Origin of the sequence: Ruegeria hyattellae, assembly GCF_041537925.1 — a bacterium.
GTDB lineage: Bacteria > Pseudomonadota > Alphaproteobacteria > Rhodobacterales > Rhodobacteraceae > Ruegeria_C.
In genome coordinates this window covers 351,896-368,317 of record NZ_JBGOSH010000002.1, presented here as the reverse complement: position 1 = coordinate 368,317, position 16,422 = coordinate 351,896, and the positions used below count along the sequence as shown (strand labels likewise).

The 16,422-nt window shown below is 61.0% G+C and carries 13 protein-coding genes; 10 read left to right on the top strand and 3 right to left on the bottom strand.

The window, feature by feature from the left end; all coding sequences use genetic code 11:
* Positions 1-35 precede the first annotated feature (35 nt).
* From iolD to AB1E33_RS05660, 9 genes are all read left to right on the top strand, one after another.
* Positions 36-1,901: a 3D-(3,5/4)-trihydroxycyclohexane-1,2-dione acylhydrolase (decyclizing) gene (gene iolD / locus AB1E33_RS05700; RefSeq protein WP_372576292.1), complete on the top strand. Its 1,866-nt coding sequence runs from the start codon at positions 36-38 to the stop codon at positions 1,899-1,901.
* On the top strand, positions 1,901-2,887 hold the full coding sequence (gene iolC / locus AB1E33_RS05695; RefSeq protein ID WP_372576621.1) for a 5-dehydro-2-deoxygluconokinase: 987 nt from the start codon (positions 1,901-1,903) through the stop codon (positions 2,885-2,887). Before iolD ends, iolC begins: the two co-directional genes overlap by 1 nt.
* Positions 2,888-2,899: 12 nt before the next feature.
* A complete protein-coding gene (locus tag AB1E33_RS05690; RefSeq protein ID WP_372576291.1) occupies positions 2,900-3,736 on the top strand; it encodes a 5-deoxy-glucuronate isomerase in 837 nt (278 codons plus the stop codon).
* Entirely contained in the window at positions 3,733-4,569 is an 837-nt protein-coding gene (locus AB1E33_RS05685) for a class II fructose-bisphosphate aldolase (protein WP_372576290.1), read from the top strand. The genes AB1E33_RS05690 and AB1E33_RS05685 overlap by 4 nt, the downstream gene beginning before the upstream one ends.
* Before the next feature lie 77 nt (positions 4,570-4,646).
* The gene (locus AB1E33_RS05680) at positions 4,647-5,654 is read left to right on the top strand and encodes a GSU2403 family nucleotidyltransferase fold protein (protein ID WP_372576289.1); all 1,008 of its coding nucleotides are present in this window, start codon (positions 4,647-4,649) and stop codon (positions 5,652-5,654) included.
* 105 nt (positions 5,655-5,759) lie between these two features.
* A complete protein-coding gene (gene icmH / locus AB1E33_RS05675) occupies positions 5,760-7,283 on the top strand; it encodes a type IVB secretion system protein IcmH/DotU (protein ID WP_372576288.1) in 1,524 nt (507 codons plus the stop codon).
* On the top strand, positions 7,283-10,852 hold the full coding sequence (tssM, locus tag AB1E33_RS05670; RefSeq protein ID WP_372576287.1) for a type VI secretion system membrane subunit TssM: 3,570 nt from the start codon (positions 7,283-7,285) through the stop codon (positions 10,850-10,852). The genes icmH and tssM overlap by 1 nt, the downstream gene beginning before the upstream one ends.
* On the top strand, positions 10,852-11,538 hold the full coding sequence (gene tagF / locus AB1E33_RS05665) for a type VI secretion system-associated protein TagF (protein ID WP_372576286.1): 687 nt from the start codon (positions 10,852-10,854) through the stop codon (positions 11,536-11,538). Before tssM ends, tagF begins: the two co-directional genes overlap by 1 nt.
* Entirely contained in the window at positions 11,535-12,257 is a 723-nt protein-coding gene (locus AB1E33_RS05660) for a PP2C family protein-serine/threonine phosphatase (protein WP_372576285.1), read from the top strand. Before tagF ends, AB1E33_RS05660 begins: the two co-directional genes overlap by 4 nt.
* 3 nt (positions 12,258-12,260) lie before the next feature.
* Here AB1E33_RS05660 and AB1E33_RS05655 read toward each other — a convergent pair whose 3' ends face one another.
* Complete coding sequence (locus tag AB1E33_RS05655) at positions 12,261-12,512, bottom strand: DUF6552 family protein (protein WP_372576284.1); 252 nt, start codon at positions 12,510-12,512, stop codon at positions 12,261-12,263.
* A 138-nt stretch (positions 12,513-12,650) separates the two neighbouring features.
* Between AB1E33_RS05655 and AB1E33_RS05650 the strand changes: the two genes are divergently transcribed.
* Positions 12,651-13,529 carry a LysR substrate-binding domain-containing protein gene (locus AB1E33_RS05650; RefSeq protein WP_372576283.1) on the top strand — a complete coding sequence of 293 codons (879 nt, stop codon included), beginning with the start codon at positions 12,651-12,653 and terminating at the stop codon, positions 13,527-13,529.
* A gap of 32 nt (positions 13,530-13,561) precedes the next feature.
* On the opposite strand, the gene AB1E33_RS05645 is transcribed toward AB1E33_RS05650, so the two are convergent.
* Together AB1E33_RS05645 and AB1E33_RS05640 are read right to left on the bottom strand one after the other, a co-directional pair.
* Complete coding sequence (locus tag AB1E33_RS05645) at positions 13,562-15,757, bottom strand: serine/threonine protein kinase (protein ID WP_372576282.1); 2,196 nt, start codon at positions 15,755-15,757, stop codon at positions 13,562-13,564.
* A gap of 38 nt (positions 15,758-15,795) precedes the next feature.
* Positions 15,796-16,371 (bottom strand): OmpA family protein, encoded by a 576-nt coding sequence (locus AB1E33_RS05640; RefSeq protein WP_372576281.1) that lies wholly within the window; start codon positions 16,369-16,371, stop codon positions 15,796-15,798.
* Positions 16,372-16,422 lie beyond the last annotated feature (51 nt).

Below are 16,422 nucleotides of genomic sequence, written 5' to 3'. Positions count from 1 at the left end.
TTGCTGCGCCCGCATCGTTTTGAGGGAACCAACAGATGAGCGACGATACGATCCGCCTGACCACCGCGCAGGCCATTATCCGCTGGCTGACAAACCAGTTCATCGAAATCGACGAGCAGGAATACCGTTTATGCGGCGGCGGCTTTGGTATTTTTGGCCATGGCAACGTGACCTGTCTGGGCGAGGCGCTGCACGGTGTTCAGGATGAACTGCCGCTCTATCGTGGCCAGAATGAACAAAGCATGGGATTCGCAGCCGCAGGCTATGCCAAGCAGTGGCTGCGGCAGCGCTTCATGTTCTGCACCGCCTCTGCCGGGCCGGGCACGACCAACCTGCTGACATCTGCCGCGCTGGCTCATGCCAACCGACTGCCGATGCTGATGCTGTGCGGCGACACCTTCCTGACCCGGCTGCCCGATCCGGTGCTGCAACAGTTGGAGCATTTCGGGAACCCGGCACTGGGTGTAAATGATGCCTTCAAGGCGGTCAGCCGGTATTGGGACCGGATCACGCATCCGGCGCAGGTGATCCAGTCGCTGCCCGCGGCGATTGCCACCATGCTGGATCCCGCCGATTGCGGCCCGGCATTTCTGGGGCTGCCGCAGGACGTGCAGGGCTGGACTTATGATTACCCGCAGGTCTTCTTCGAGAAGAAGGTCCACCGCATTCGCCGTCAGGCCCCGGATGAGGCGGAACTTGCCGCCGCTGTCCAATTGCTGAAAACCGCCGAACGCCCAATGATCATCGCGGGCGGCGGGGTGCAGTATTCCAAGGCAGTGGCAGAGCTGACATCCTTTGCCCAAACCCACCAGATCCCGGTGGTCGAAACCATCGCGGGACGCGCCAACATGCTGGACACTCATCCGCTGAATATTGGCCCCATAGGTGTGACCGGATCGGACAGCGCCAATGCCGTGGCAGAAGCAGCGGATGTGATTCTGGCTGTCGGCACACGGTTGCAGGATTTCACAACAGGCTCCTGGACGGCCTTCGCCAAAGACGCGCGTTTCATCTCTCTCAATGCCGCGCGCCATGACGCTGGCAAGCATATGTCGCTGCCTGTTGTGGGTGACGCGAAGCGCTCGCTCGACGCGTTGAAAAGCGCCATGTCGGGTTACAGCGCGCCGGGCAGTTGGACCAGTTTCGCGAAAGCCGAACGCAAGAACTGGGACGACTATGTCGCCGGGAACGTGGCCCTTGGGAACCGCCCCAACTCTTATTCGCAGGCCATCGGCGTGGTGAATGCGCTGTGCGATCCGCGTGACCGCGTGGTTGCGGCGGCGGGCGGGCTGCCAGCCGAGGTGACCGCCAACTGGCGCACGCTGGATATCGGCACGGTGGATGTAGAGTTTGGCTTCTCCTGTATGGGCTACGAGATCTCGGGTGCCTGGGGCGCGCGTATCGCACAATCCGAAACCGAGCCGGATCAGGACACTATCGTCTTCATCGGCGACGGGTCCTACATGATGATGAATTCCGACATCTATTCCTCGGTCCTCAGCCGCAAGAAACTGATCATACTGGTGCTGGACAATGGCGGGTTTGCGGTCATCAACAAGCTGCAGAACAACACCGGTAACGAAAGCTTCAACAACCTGCTTGCCGATTGCCCCACAGTGCCCGAGCCCTTCGGCGTCGATTTCGAGGCACATGCGGCGGCGATGGGAGCAATCGCAGAATCCGTCGCAAACCCGACCGAGCTGGGCGAGGCGTTCAAGCGCGCCAAGGCCAGCGACAAGACCCATGTGATCTACATGAAAGTCGACGCCTATGACGGCTGGACCGCCCAAGGCCATGCCTGGTGGGAGGTCGGCACGCCCCATGTCACCGACAGCGACAAGGTGCACGCCGCCCATGCGGACTGGGAAAGCAGCCGTTCCAAACAACGGCGGGGCGTATGATGAGCAATCTGCTGGAAGGCATCAAGGGCAACCGCTTTGCCGTGTTTGGGCGTGCCGGGATGGATATGTTCGCCGATCCGATCGGCACCAAAAGCGAGCATGCGGAGAGTTTTCGCGCCGATCTAGGCGGATCCTCGGCCAACATCTGCGCCGGTCTGGTCAAGCTTGGGTCGCAAGCGGCGCTGGTCACCTCGGTCTCGGATGATGCGGTGGGCCGGTTCTGCGTGAACCGGTTGCAGCATTACGGTGTCGATACGTGCTATGTCCGGGCGGTGGGCGGCGAGGCACGCTGCTCGTTGGCGGTCTATGAAAGCTGCATCGAAGATTTTCAGAACGTCATCTATCGCAATGGCGCGGCCGATTTTCAGGTGACCGAGGCGGATATGGATGCGGTGGATTACAGCGCCTTCACCGCGCTAATCACCGCAGGCACCGTCTTTGCCGCCGAGCCGTCGCGCGGGGCCACGTTCCGTGCGTTCGAAAACGCCCGCGCCGCCGGGCTGCCGGTGATCTTCGACATCGACTACCGACCCTATAGCTGGCCCTCACCAGACGTGGCTGCCGAGGTCCTGTCGCGCGCCGGCGAGGAAAGCGACCTGATCGTCGGCAATGACGAAGAGTTCGGCTTCATGGCCGGTGGCATCGAAAAGGGCCTGGACAAAGCCCGCGAACTGGCCGCACAATCGGGCCGGATCGTCATTTACAAAATGGGTGAAGAGGGCGCTGTAACCTTCTCTGGTGGCGAAGAAATCCGCACCGGCATCTACCCGGTCACCGCCGTCAAACCCAACGGAGCGGGCGACAGTTTCATGGCGGGTCTGTTGTCGTCCATGGCGGCGGGGTATTCCCTGCGCGACGCGGTGCTGCGCGGCTCTGCCTGTGCCTCTATCGTAGTGTCGCAACCCGGCTGCGCGCCGGCCATGCCCACCACGCCCCAGCTCGAAGACTTCATCGCATCCCATCCCGGCCCGTCCGAGGCCGCATAAGAGGATCAAGACATGCATATCCCTCCTTTTGACAACCAGAACAAACCCATCGTCGACACTGATGACGGGCTCGTGCCGCTGAATTATTTTAACATCGTCAAGCTCAAGAAGGGCGAAGCCTTCGAATATCAGGTGCCGGGATACGAGACCTGCATCGCGCCCGCCACCGGCAGTGTCGATGTCGAGGTAGAGGGGGTGTCCTTCCCCGCCCTGGGCAATCGCGGCGAGGATGTCTGGGATGGTGAGCCCGAAGGCGTCTATGTGCCGTCAGGCGCCAAGGCGCGGATCGTGTGCGTTTCAGAGGAGACCGAAACCTTCATCGCAGGTGCGAAATACGACAAGGTTCTGGACCCTTTCGATGTGCGCGAGCCCGACCTAGTGCAATATGGCAGCGACGACACCAAGACCCACCGCAAGATCAAGCATATCCTCGGCCAGAAACAGGCGGACAGGGTCGGGCGGCTGCTAGTCTCGGAACTGTTCACCGTGGGGCAGGGCGGCTGGTCGGGCTTCCCAAGCCACAAGCATGACACCAACCGCCTGCCCGATGAGACGCGCCACGACGAAACCTATAATTTCCGATTCAAGCCGAATTGGGGTTCTGGCCTGCAGATGCTGCAGCGCGAGGAAGGTAAATCAGGTGATGCCTATCACATCGTCGATGGCTCGACGATTTGCATCGACAAGGGCTATCACCCTTGCTCGGTATTACCAGGGTACGAGATGTATTACTTCACCATTCTGGGCGGTCTGACCCAGCGGTCACTGGTGCAGTATTTCCAGCCCACACATGCCTACCAGATCGAGACCATTCCGGGCATCAAGGACATGGTGGCGAAGTTCAAATGACACTCGCAACACTTTCAGAGGTGCTTCAACCGGCGCTGCGGCAGGGTTACGCGGTGGGCGGGTTGGTGACGCTCGGTTGGGAAGACATGTGCGCCTATGTGGCCGCTGCCGAGGCCGAAGGCGTGCCAGTGATCCTGCAGGCCGGGCCAAGCTGCCGCGCCCATACTCCGCTGCCGATCCTGGGCAAGATGTTCCGGCATCTGGCCGAGGAAACCTCTGTGCCCGTGGTTGCCCATCTCGATCATGGCTACACGATGGAGGAATGCCGCGAAGCGCTGGAAAGCGGTTTCACCTCGCTGATGTTCGACGGCTCACGCAAGCCCCTGGCGCAGAATATCGACGAAACAGCAGCAATTGCGGAAATGGCCCATGGCGCAGGCATTTCCTGCGAGGGCGAGATTGGATTTGTGGGCTATTCCGGCGGCGAATCCTCGGCCGGCACCGATCCGAGCGAGGCCGCACAATTCGCGCGCGAGACCGGGGTGGACGCCATGGCGATCTCGGTCGGCAATGTGCATCTGCAACAGGAAAGCTCCGCCGGTCTGGATGAGGCACGCATCCGCTCGATCGAGGCGGTGACGGCTGTGCCGCTGGTCATCCATGGCGGCTCGGGCGTGCCCGAGCCGCAGCGGCGGTCGCTGGCGCAGGGCTCGAAGATCTGCAAGTTCAATATCGGCACCGAACTGCGCATGGCCTTCGGTACAGCCATGCGCGACGCCGTGAACCGTGACCCAGACCGTTTCGACCGGGTACAGATCCTGTCTGAGACCCACGACCCACTAGTCGACGCCACCCGGACCGTCCTGCGCGCGTTTGGCGGCGCACGGCAATAGGCACTTTTTCCTTTCATCAGACGGTCTGAATTGCTACCTACACAAAAATATTTACTGTGTAGGTAAGTGAGGTAGACTTGGTTGACTCGTATCCCCTAGCGATCCAGACCACCTATCGTGATCTGCTTGACCGGCATTTGCGAAGGACCCGGCCTGATGTGCCGGGCAGCATCCTGATGGTGTCGAACAAGGGCGGGGCCTATTGGGTCGCGCGGCAGCGGGTCGGGCAGGGCGTCGTCGAGCACCGCATCGGTCCGGATACTGCAGAGATACGCAATAAAGCCGAGCGGCTGAAGGCCGAGAACGACAAAGCACAGGATTGGAACCGCGATGCGGGCGCGCTGGTGGCGCAGCTACGGGCGGCGCGGTTGCCGGTGCCAACGGCAGGGACCGGCAAGCTGATCAACGCATTGGAACGGGCAAGTTTTTTTGCAGAGGGTGGTGTGCTGGCGGGCACCCACGCCTTTGGGCTTTACGCATTGGAGCTTGGCGTGCGGCTGGAGGATGCGCTGGCACTGACCGAAGATGTGGACATCGCTGCTGCAAAATCCGTACGGGTGCTGGCGGATGAAACAGCCAGCCTGACCCGGGCGCTGGACATGATCGGCCTACGCCCCATTGCCGGACCGATGGAGCCGCACCCGGTGCGCTGGGAGACCGGTGACGGCGTGGTGCTGGATATCCTGACGCCAAAGCGCCGCGGCGGCGAAGCGGTGGTGCATCACGATGGTCTGGGTGTCTGGGCGCAGGCGCTGCCTTACCTAGATTATTTGCTGGCCGATCCCATCGCTGCAGTACTGCTCTATCGCGAAGGCGTTCTGGTGCGTATTCCCGCTCCGGAGCGCTATGCGGTGCATAAGCTGATCGTCGCATCGGCGCGCACGGGCACCCATCGCGCCAAGTCCGACAAGGATCTGCATCAGGCTGCCGCGCTGATCCGGGTTCTGGCCGAGGAGCGGCCTTACGAATTAGCCGCAGCCTATGAAATGGCGATGGACAACGGGCCGAAATGGCGCACGGCAATTGCGGCCTCGTTGCGCCGCCGGACTGATATCACTGCAATTTTAAACGGGCCGCACGACTGAGTTGTGCGAAAAGGTACATCAAAAGACCCTGAAACGAATTGATACCACTGGCCCACTGCGCCACAGTGTTGGCGCAGGCCAGAGAAGAACGCAGGTAATAGCCCCATGTCTGACAAGGACCCGTTTGCTGAACCGGATGATACGGACAAGACGGTGATCCGCCCGAATCCCGGCGGGCGGCGCTCTGCGCCTCAACAGCAACCACCCGCGCCTGGCTATCCCGACCCCAACATGGCCCCGCCCCAGCAGCCCTATCCACCCCAGCAACCGGGATACGCGCCCCAGCAGCAACCGCAGCAACCGGCCTATGGTGTGCCGCCTGCGCAGCCCTATCCTCCCCAGCAGCCACCGCAACAACCGCCCGGCGCCGAGGCATATGGGGTTCCGCCCGCACCGCAGCCGCAGGCCCCGCAAAGCCAGCCCGCGCCAGAGGCCGAAGCAGTGGTAATGACTGGTATGAACCGGCTCAGCGCCTGTGCGACACCGCTCTTCTCGTTGGTCAGCCGCATCCGTAATCGCGCCCAGCATATGGACCCCGACAAGCTGCGCGACAGTGTCGTGTCTGAAATCCGCGCCTTTGAAAACGCTGCCCTGCAGGCGGGCATACCGGCACAGACCGTCAAAATCGCCCGGTATGCGCTCTGTGCCACACTGGACGATGTTGTGCTGAACACGCCCTGGGGCGAGCAATCGGTCTGGGCCACGCAATCGCTTGTCGGCACTTTTCATCGCGAAACCGTGGGCGGTGACCGGTTCTACGACTTGCTGGCAAGATTGGAAAAAGACCCGGCAAACAACATAGAGTTGCTGGAGTTCGTTTATATGTGCCTGTCTCTTGGGTTTGAGGGACGGTTGCGAGTCGAGCAAGGCGGCAGCGACAAGCATCTGCAGATCCGGCAGGGTTTGGCACGGGTCATCCGGGCGCAGCGCGGCCCGATGGAGCGCGATCTGTCCCCTCATTGGGAAGGGGTCGACAAACCCTATCGCGCGCTTAGCATGTGGCGGCCGGTCTGGATCGCCGTCGCGGTCACGGCGCTGCTGCTGATCATGGAGTTTTCGGGGCTCTCCTATGCGCTTTCCACTCGGACCGAGAACCTGATCGGCCAGCTTTCGGTGATTGATGCCGGGCCGGTGGCCGAATTGCAGCGCCGCGCGCCGCCACCGCCACCGCAGCCGGTGCAGGAACAGCCACAGGTCGAAAAGGTGGTAGAATTCCTGAAGCCCGAGATCGACGAAGGGCTGGTTGAGGTGTTCCAGAAAGGCAATACGCTGATCATCCGGATCAAAGGGTCGGGCATGTTTGGCTCGGGTTCCGACAAATTGCAGGACAAGTATGAGGACCCGGTGCGCCGCGTGGCGGTTGCGTTGAACGATGAGCCGGGCAAGGTGATCGTCGCGGGCCATTCCGATAACGTCCCGATCCGCACCTCGCGTTTTCCGTCCAATCTGGCCCTCTCGCTCGCGCGAGCGAAATCGGTGATGAACCAGATGGCGAATTCGCTCAGTGATCCCGCCCGGCTCAGCGCCGAGGGCCGGGCCGATAACGACCCGATTGCTGATAACGCGACCCGAGAAGGCCGAGCCGCCAACCGGCGCATCGAAGTCCTGCTGGTGCAGGAGGAGACCTGATGTTCATCCGCAGATACCTGTTCCCACTGTTCCGATCGATCTATTTCGTCCTGTTCTTCACCGCCGCAGTCCTGGCCGGAGCGCTGTATTATTTCGGCCCGATGATCGGCGGCGAAGAGTGGCGTCCGTTTGACTCCCTTTGGTCGCGGCTAATCTGGTGTGGCGCAATCTTCGGGTTTTTCTTCGTGATCGCGATGATCGTCTTCTTCATCCGCCGTCGTCGCGACAAGAAGATGGAAGAAGAGATTACCGAAGCCGTCGTCGAAGAGCCCGACATGCTGGGCAGCGAACTGGACGAGTTGCGCGGCAAGCTGAAGCAGGCGATGGCCGCTTTGCGCAAATCTAAGAACGGGCGCAAGCACCTCAATGAACTGCCCTGGTATGTGATGATAGGCCCGCCCGGCGCTGGCAAAACCACCGCCATTGTCAATTCCGGGCTGCAGTTCCCGCTGGCCGGAGAAATGGGCAAAACCGCCATCGGCGGCGTCGGCGGCACCCGCAATTGTGACTGGTGGTTCACTGAAAACGCGGTGCTGATCGACACGGCGGGACGCTATACCACACAGGAAAGCGACGCCGAAACCGATAATGCGGCCTGGATCGGGTTCCTGAGCCTGCTCAAGAAATACCGCAAACGCCAGCCGATCAATGGCGCGATGATCGCCATTTCGCTCTCCGACCTGTCGCTGCAGGATGAGATCACCCAGAAGGAAAACGCCAAGGCGATCCGCCGCCGTCTGGAAGAGCTACGCGAGAAGCTGGGCGTGCGGTTCCCGATCTATGTCCTCTTTACCAAAGCCGATCTGATCGCCGGATTTGCCGAGTTTCACGACAATCTGGGCAAGGAAGACCGCGAACAAGTCTGGGGTTTTACTCTGCCGCTGGACAAGACGCGTGGCGAGGCCAGCCCTGTGGCTGCCTTTGACGAAGAGTTCGCGGGCATTCTGGCAAGGCTGAACTCTCAGGCGTTGGAACGGATGCAGACCGAGACCGACCCGCAGCGCCGTGCACTGATTGCCGGGTTCCCGGTGCAAGTGGCCAGCGTGCGCAAGACCGCACGCGAGTTTCTGTCCGAAGTGTTCAACGACAACCGCTACCAACACCGCCAGATGCTGCGAGGGGTCTATTTCACCTCGGGCACGCAGGAAGGCACGCCAATCGATCGGCTGATGCTGGGCATGGCCCGCACCTTTGGCATCGGGCGGCAGGCCATCGGGTCGGGGACAGGGACCGGACGGTCCTATTTCCTGACACGGCTCTTTGATCAGGTGATCTTTCGCGAGGCCGGTCTGGTCAGCGCCGATGACAAGGTCGAACGGCGCTACAAGATCACCAAATGGGTGTCGATTGCCGCGACAATCATCGCGGCACTTGGCATTGGCGGGCTGCTGGTGCGGTCCTTTATCGGCAATTCCGACCTGATCGCCGATGCGCAGGATCACATCGGCGCCTATCAGGCCGCCGCCGCCACCTTGCCACCCAGCCCGGTGGGCGACACCGATCTGGTGCCGGTGGTCGAGGCGCTGAACAATCTGCGCGACATGCCTGCCAACCCGGTCCTGTCTGACCCCAGCCCGGACCCGAAGCTGACCTATGGCCTCTACCAAGGTGAGGTGATCGGGACCCAAGCCTCACAAACCTACCGCGCCGCGCTGAACCAGCGCTTCCTGCCGCGTTTGCTGCTGCGGCTCGAAGAGCAGATGGCCGCCAACATCAACAACCCCGATGTGCTCTATGAAGCCCTCAAAGTGTACCTGATGCTCGGCCTGCAGGGGCCGATGAACCAGGATCTGGTCAAACAGTGGATGAACCTCGATTGGTCGGTCTCGTTCCCCGATGGGGGCAGGGCAGAGTTCCGGCAGGACCTGAACGACCATCTCGACGCGCTGCTGACCCAGCCGATGCAAGAAATTGCCCTGAACGGTCCGCTGGTCGAACAGGTGCAGGGCATCCTGTCGCAAATGCCGCTGGCGCAGCGGGTCTATAACGGGATCATCGCAAGTCAGGCGGCGCAGGCCTTGCCGGAATGGCGCATCACCGATGCTGGTGGTCCTGCTGTCAGCCGGGTCCTGGTCCGCTCGTCTGGTCGACCGCTGAACGACGGGATCGAGGGCATCTTTACCTATGACGGCTTCAACAACGTTTTCCTTGGCGAGGCTCTGGGTGTTGCCCGGCGGGTGCAGGGAGAAAGCTGGGTGCTAGGCCCACGCGGTGAGGCCGAGCAGACCGAGCAGGCACTTGCCGCGCTCAGCCGCGATGTGCTGGACCTCTATTACAACGATTATATCGCCCGCTACGATCAGGTGCTGGGCGATGTCGATATCATCCCGATGGAAAGCCTAAGCCATGCGGTTGAGGTGACCAACGTGCTTTCTGGTCCGACCTCGCCCATCGTCAACATCCTGAACGCCATCTCGGACGAGACCAAGCTGGCCGAGGATCGCTCGGTGCTGGGTAATTCCGAGGTCAGCGAAGGGCTGGGCACGGTTGCAGGCATCGAATTGCAAGCCAATACATCCGTCCAAACCCGTATCCTGCTGGAAGCGCTGGCGAAATCTGCATCAGCTCAGGGCGGTCCGCCACCCGCACCACCGGGCACCTATGTGCAGGACCGGTTCGAGTGGTTGCACAATCTGACCGCACGGCCCGAAGGCCAACCCTCGCAGTTGGATCAGTTGATGGGCAGCCTGACCGAGGTCTATCAGGAGCTGAACAAGATGTCGTTCAGCGGTGTCTCGGGCGGTGAATCCGGCGTGGCTCTGCAACGGTTCCAGCAAGAGGCCGGTCGCGTCGACGGGCCAATGGAACGCTGGGCCACGCAGGTCATCACAGGATCAAGCGGCATCACCAGCGACAGCACACGCGCCTCGATCAATGCGCGCTGGCAAGCTGACGTATTGCCCTTCTGCACTCAGGTACTGGACAATCGCTATCCGTTTAGCCGCCGATCGCGCGCCGATGTGGCGATGGGCGATTTCGCAAAGCTGTTCGGTCCCAGCGGGCTGATCGACGGCTTCTTCACCCAGACACTGGCCAAGCACGTGGATATGCGCACGCGGCCCTGGTCGTGGAAAACCGGCGTGAACCAGACCGATCTGGGGATCAGCCCGGCGGTGCTGCAACAGATGCAATATGCCGCCGAGATCAAAGAGGCGTTCTTTGCCAACGGACCACAGCCGCAAATCCAGTTTCAGATCATGCCCGAGGCGCTGGACCCCAAAGCAAAAAGCGTCAAGCTTGAGATCGATGGCCAGACGCTGGACTTTCGCCATCGCGGCGGGTTGCCGACACCGATGGCGATCAACTGGCCCGGTCCAGTCGGTGTGGCGCGGGTCAGTTTTGAACCAGCCAAGCGCAATATCGAAAGCGTTCTGAGCCGCGACGGTCCCTGGGCCTGGTTCCGTCTGCTGGACGCGGCAGAGGTGCGCCGCACCAATGTGTCGGACCGCAAGAAGGTGATCTTCAACGTGGGCGGGCGTATCGCTATCTTCCAGCTGCAATCCGGCTCGGTGCTCAACCCCTTTGCGCTTCCCGCGCTAAGCAAGTTCAGCTGCCCGAAGTCGTTCTGATGGATCACCCCGGTTTTGGCGCGTTTGGCAAGATGCCATCAGTGGGCGATTTCTTTCGGCTCAATGTCTCGGCCTCGTTCGTTCAGGTCTGGGACGAGTGGATTCAGCATGGGATGCTGGACGGGCAAAGCACCTCGGGCGAGACATGGGACGGGTTGTATATGTCCGCACCGATCTGGCGGTTCTGCCTGGCACCCGGTCTGGCAGGGCCGCAAAAGATGCTGGGTGTGCTGATGCCCTCTGTAGATCGCGTCGGGCGGCGGTTTCCATTGACACTAAGCGCGCCGGCCTCGGCCGAAGGCTCGGCCATTTTGGATCATTTCCGTGAGACAGAGCTTTATGTTCAGTTGGAAGATATGGCTCTCGCCGCATTGGAAGACGACATGACCCGCGACAAGCTTTCCGCTGCGTTGGAAGAGTTGCCAGCACCCCAGCGCCGCAACGATGCGCGTGTCAGACGGGCCGGTAGCACGCTGGTTCTGACCCAGGGCGAGGGGATTGGCGACATCCTGCCCGATCTGGCCGCCGGGCTGATGGCGGGCGAATATAGCGCGCCCAGCATCTGGAGCACCGAAATCTCCGGGGTGCCGCGCCTGATGATCTGCGAAGGTTTACCGTCGGGAGCAAACATGCAAGGTTTGTTCAACCTGACCGCTGCAATCTGGACCGAGGCAAGGCCCATATGAATTCACGACCCCGGGTCCGATACAGCGCCCGCAGCCATGTTGGCCTGGTGCGAAAGGTGAACGAGGACGCCGTTCTTGCCATGCTGGACGAGGGGCTCTGGCTGGTGTCTGACGGAATGGGCGGGCACGAGGCAGGTGACTACGCAAGCCGTCTGATCGCTGACATGACAGCCTCGATCCCGCCTGGTCTGCCACCGGCAGAGCGGCTGAATACGCTGCGCGACACCCTGAGCAAGGCGCATCATGTGATCCGGGCCGAGGCCGAAAAGCGCGGCGGCAAGACCATTGGCGCGACCGTGGTCAGCCTGATGCTGGCCAACGGGCATTTCGTCGGGCTGTGGGCCGGGGACAGCCGCATCTATTTGCTGCGTGACGGCAAGATCCAGATGCTGACCAGCGATCATTCCTTCGTCGCCGAACTTGTGCGCGAGGGGCAGATGACCTGGGACGAGGCCGAGCATCACCCGCAATCCAACGCAATCACCCGCGCCGTCGGCGTCGGGGACGATCTTGAGCTTGACAAGATCCGGGGTGAATTGCAGCAAGGCGACCGGTTCCTGCTGTGCTCAGACGGGCTAACCAAATACGCGACTTTCGCCATGCTAGAAAAGGCGTTGAAAGAGCTGCCGCTTGAAACTGTGTCCGACCGCCTGGTCCAGATGGCTTTGGATGGTGGCGGGGCCGACAATATCTCGGTCATCGTGATTGAGGTCGTCTGACACCTAACTGCTGCTCATCCCGACAAGCATCGCCCCAAGCGCCACGATATGGATCAACATGATGGCCCGGTCGTTCCACAAAACGCCTACGGCGAACCAACCCAGCACGCCTACCAGAAACAGATAGAGGTTTATCGGCGTCCACCCGAAGGCGGTGGCCGTGTACCCCATGATCTGAATGATCGAAGCCAGCCATTTGACCGTGAATGCGATACGTTCCCGTTGGGACGCGCTTGGGATTATAGCGTGTGGCATCAGTCACTTTCCTATGGATGTTTTGCCTCTCGACACGACAGATCTGATCCGTCCCGCCAGAATTGGGGGCGTAACACAGGCAGAGCGACATCGCGCTTTGGAATTGATGCTTCTTGACTGTAGGAATACTATTGCCCAATGGCGCACCTCCCCCCTCTCAACGCGTTGCGGGCCTTCGATGCGGCGGGTCGACACCTGAACTTCCGCGCAGCGGCGGATGAGTTGGGCGTGACGCAAAGTGCCGTGGCCCAGCATATTCGGCAGTTGGAGGTGCAACTGGGCCAGCCGCTGTTCGAACGGCAAACCAAGGGGGTGTCGCTGAGCCCCGCCGGGCGTGGCTATCATGCGCGCATCGCGGCGGCTTTTCACGAGCTGCGCGCAGCAACGGACGCGCTGCGCCCTGCGCCGGGAAAGGTCCTGATCAGCGTGACACCGAGTTTTGCGGCCAAGTGGCTGATCCCGAATCTTCCCGATTTTGCAGCACGCCATCCTGATATAGATCTGGAGATACTGGCAACCGAAAATATCTCTCGTTTTCATGGCGATGGCATAGACTTGGCGGTTCGCCAGGGTGAACCGCCCTTTGGTGCGGCGCTGGAGGCGATACGACTTTTCCGGCAAGAAATCATCGCTGTTGCTGCTCCGCTACTGGTGGCGGATCAGCCGCTGCCGCTCGATACCGATGTTCTGGCAATACTGCCCAAGCTGCATGATACCCATGATCATTGGCCGGGATTCCTGAAGGATCTGGGCACTGAAGATCAAAGCGGGCGCGGATTGCACCTGAGCCAGACCGCCTTGTCGATCGATGCCGCGCGGGCGGGGCAGGGGGTCGCCTTGGTCAGCCGGTTTCTTGTTGTCCACGATCTTGCTGCTGGGCAACTTTTGCAGCTCAGGCCAGAGGCACTGGCCGGAAAACAGGATTTCTATCTTCTGGCCACCCGCAGCAAAAGGCGGGACTCTGCGACCCAGGCCGTGATGGACTGGTTTTCCTCAAAGGCGGATACCGGGGGCTGATCAGCCAGAGAGGCATGTGCAGTAGTCGTCGTTTATTCAGCGACGGTCGTGAGGATCTTGCTATTGAGTGAGAGGATATTGGTGTCCTGACTGCGGCTGCGATCCCGTAGCGCCTCGGCATAGCCGGTGGCGGATTCCGTGGTCGGGCGCATGTCAGCAAAAAGCGGTTTGTCGGAACGGATGGCGATGACTTTGCTTTTGCCAAGCGCGCTGTCATCCACCATGAAGGCGATACCGCCGTTTTTTTCGCTTTCCTCCAGCGAATAGGCCACGCGGACAGATTTGATGCCCCTGTCACCCTTGCGTAGGTCTGCGATATCGTTGTCGGCGCGCGAAATATTGGGCAGCAGATGGAACACGTTGCCGGAGACGTCGATCACCGAAACAGACAGATACCCGTCCTGGATGTCACGGGGCAGGATCACGTCGATGATCGGGTTCTCACCAACTACAAAAGCGCCATCGGGCCGCCGCCACTCGTCTTCGCCACCCTTTCTGAAATCAATCCCGATCGGGCCCGGTGGCGCGGCAGGCAGAAAATTCTCGATGAGACACAGCGCCGGGTTCAGCACCTCCACATCGGCCTCCACGGGGCGGTCGCCCGCCACCGCCCCCAGCCCGGACTGCAGTGCCGCCAGCGTCGCCTCGGCTGCCAAGGTGCCAGAAAACTCAATCGGCGTGTCGGGGCCATACCCAGTAGCAGGCGGCCGGATCAAATCGAGCCGCCCACAATCGGCCATGCTGTCCAGAACCGTCTGCACCGAGGCGGAGGCCAGGAAAAGCGGTTCAAGCTCGATATCGATCTCGCCGGCTAGGCCACCCGGTAACCCGTCTGCAAAGGCCTGTATGACCTTGTCGTGCACCTGCCGGTCGGTTGTACCGCCGCTGATTTCGGCGCTGTTGCCGCTGACCGATAACCGCCAAGTATCCAGATCGGCCATCGTATCGACGATCGAAGTCACGCCCTGACCCCAACCAGGGGAAATTTCGCCCGAGGCCAGCGTCAGGTCGGCGGTGCCCTGTAGCAGCGTCATTTCGTCGGTCAACTCGGTGCGGACCTCCTCGGAGGGGGCAAAGCCAGTGGCGCGGGGCGGCAAGCCTTCGCGCTTTTCGACCACCAGCGTATAGGGCTGAACAACTGGATAGTTCGGCCCCAGGAAACTGTCGAAGACGCCACCGAAATAGCCGCCCGCGCCAAGGACCACCATGGACAGGAAAACACCCCCTGCGATCAGACCGCCGCGCCCGCCCTTTTCCTGCGTGACCGCAGGCCGGGCAGGGGGTGGGCTTGAGGGCGGTATGTTGGCAGGTGGGACTGATACCTCGTCACTTTCAGTCGAAGGGCTCAGCGGCACGATGACGGTGGCGTCATCCAGCACCGGATCATCCGCGACTGGCACCGGCCCGCCATTGGATAGGGCCTGCAAAACGGCAGTTGCGCTTTGGAAACGCTCGGCGGGGTCCGGGGCGGTCATCCGGTCGATGACGGATTTCAGCGGTTCGGGAACACCGTCGGTATCAAGTAGTTTTTTCTTGTTCTCCACCACTTCCATCGGGTTGCGGCCTGCCTGCGGAGACTCGCCCCGGAAATTGGCCAGCAGCAGCGCGCCCAGCGAATAGATATCGGTGCGGCTGTCGGTCTTGCCCGAAAGCTGTTCTGGGGCTGCATAGGCGTATTTTCCGGCAAATTCATTGCCCACAATGGTTTCGGCGCCCGGATTGGTATCCTTGGCAATGCCAAAGTCGATGATCACCGCCTGCGACGGATCACCATCGCGCAGGATGATGTTGTCGGGGCTCAGATCGCGGTGGACAATATTGCGCGCATGGGCCGCCTCCAGCCCCTCGCAGACCCGCTTGCAAACTGTCAGCAGCTGCTGGGGGGGCATCGGACCCTGTCTCAGCTTCTGATCCAGACCGGGACCATCGATAAAATCCATTACCAGATAGACATGACCTTCGGGCGTGCGGTTGTTTTCGGAATAGCGCACCACCGCATCATGACGGATCTCGCGAATCTCTTCTTCACGCGTCAGCAGAACCAGAAAATCTTCGTTGCTGGAAAACTCGGCCTTGAGAACCTTGAGCGCAGCCAGCCGCCCCGATATCTCGGAGCGGGCGCGATACACATCCGAGGTGCCGCCCCGCCCCAGAATGGCCTCGATCCGGTAGGTATTGTTGACCAGGTCTCCGGGTTGGAACAGGTCACCGGCGCGGGATTCGGTCATTCAAGCCTCGGAATTTCAAGCGTTCTGCAGTGACCCTATCAGCCAAGCGCCTGGAATTCGACCCGCCGATTTTCGTCCGCGCGCGGGTTGGCTGTGTTAAAGGGCTGGCTTTCACCCGCGCCGACCGCCTCGAGCCGAAACTCGTCGATACCGCAATCGCTTACAAGGTGACGTTTGACCTCTTTTGCGCGCAGCAGTGACAGGTTCTCGTTATAGGCTGCCGAACCGGAGCTATCGGTGTGACCGATAATCTGGAAAACGTTCACATCCACATCCTTCATAGCGCTGCACAGCGCGCTCAGCTTGGGCTTTTGGTCGTTACGCAGCGCTGCGCTGTCGAAATCAAAGCTGATCTGGATGTTGACCTGCTGATCTTTCGGGACCGCCGAGTATTCGGCCGGGGCAGTCGCAACGGTGGTTGCGGCGTCTTCCGAGGCGGGTTCCTGCTGGCCCGAAGGCACGATCACCAATCCACGCGTCTTCTGCTTGTTGAAGGCATCGGTGATCTCTTCGGCCGTCAATCCAGACCCATCCTGCGCAAGCGCTGTTTGAACCGAAACCACTGCAATCAGTGCAGGGGCACATAGCCGGGTTAGTGATTTGATCGCGCTCATATTTCTGGCTCCTTCGTCGCCGGTGACCATATCTTAGCTCGTCTTTGGGTG

What these genes read in the sequence shown, in the direction of transcription:
- iolD (WP_372576292.1), top strand. Translation starts at nt 36, where the DNA reads ATGAGCGACGATACGATCCGCCTGACCACCGCGCAGGCCATTATCCGC.
- iolC (WP_372576621.1), top strand. Translation starts at nt 1,901, where the DNA reads ATGAGCAATCTGCTGGAAGGCATCAAGGGCAACCGCTTTGCCGTGTTT.
- AB1E33_RS05690 (WP_372576291.1), top strand. Translation starts at nt 2,900, where the DNA reads ATGCATATCCCTCCTTTTGACAACCAGAACAAACCCATCGTCGACACT.
- AB1E33_RS05685 (WP_372576290.1), top strand. Translation starts at nt 3,733, where the DNA reads ATGACACTCGCAACACTTTCAGAGGTGCTTCAACCGGCGCTGCGGCAG.
- icmH (WP_372576288.1), top strand. Translation starts at nt 5,760, where the DNA reads ATGTCTGACAAGGACCCGTTTGCTGAACCGGATGATACGGACAAGACG.
- tssM (WP_372576287.1), top strand. Translation starts at nt 7,283, where the DNA reads ATGTTCATCCGCAGATACCTGTTCCCACTGTTCCGATCGATCTATTTC.
- tagF (WP_372576286.1), top strand. Translation starts at nt 10,852, where the DNA reads ATGGATCACCCCGGTTTTGGCGCGTTTGGCAAGATGCCATCAGTGGGC.
- AB1E33_RS05660 (WP_372576285.1), top strand. Translation starts at nt 11,535, where the DNA reads ATGAATTCACGACCCCGGGTCCGATACAGCGCCCGCAGCCATGTTGGC.
- AB1E33_RS05655 (WP_372576284.1), bottom strand. Translation starts at nt 12,512, where the DNA reads ATGCCACACGCTATAATCCCAAGCGCGTCCCAACGGGAACGTATCGCA.
- AB1E33_RS05650 (WP_372576283.1), top strand. Translation starts at nt 12,651, where the DNA reads ATGGCGCACCTCCCCCCTCTCAACGCGTTGCGGGCCTTCGATGCGGCG.
- AB1E33_RS05645 (WP_372576282.1), bottom strand. Translation starts at nt 15,757, where the DNA reads ATGACCGAATCCCGCGCCGGTGACCTGTTCCAACCCGGAGACCTGGTC.
- AB1E33_RS05640 (WP_372576281.1), bottom strand. Translation starts at nt 16,371, where the DNA reads ATGAGCGCGATCAAATCACTAACCCGGCTATGTGCCCCTGCACTGATT.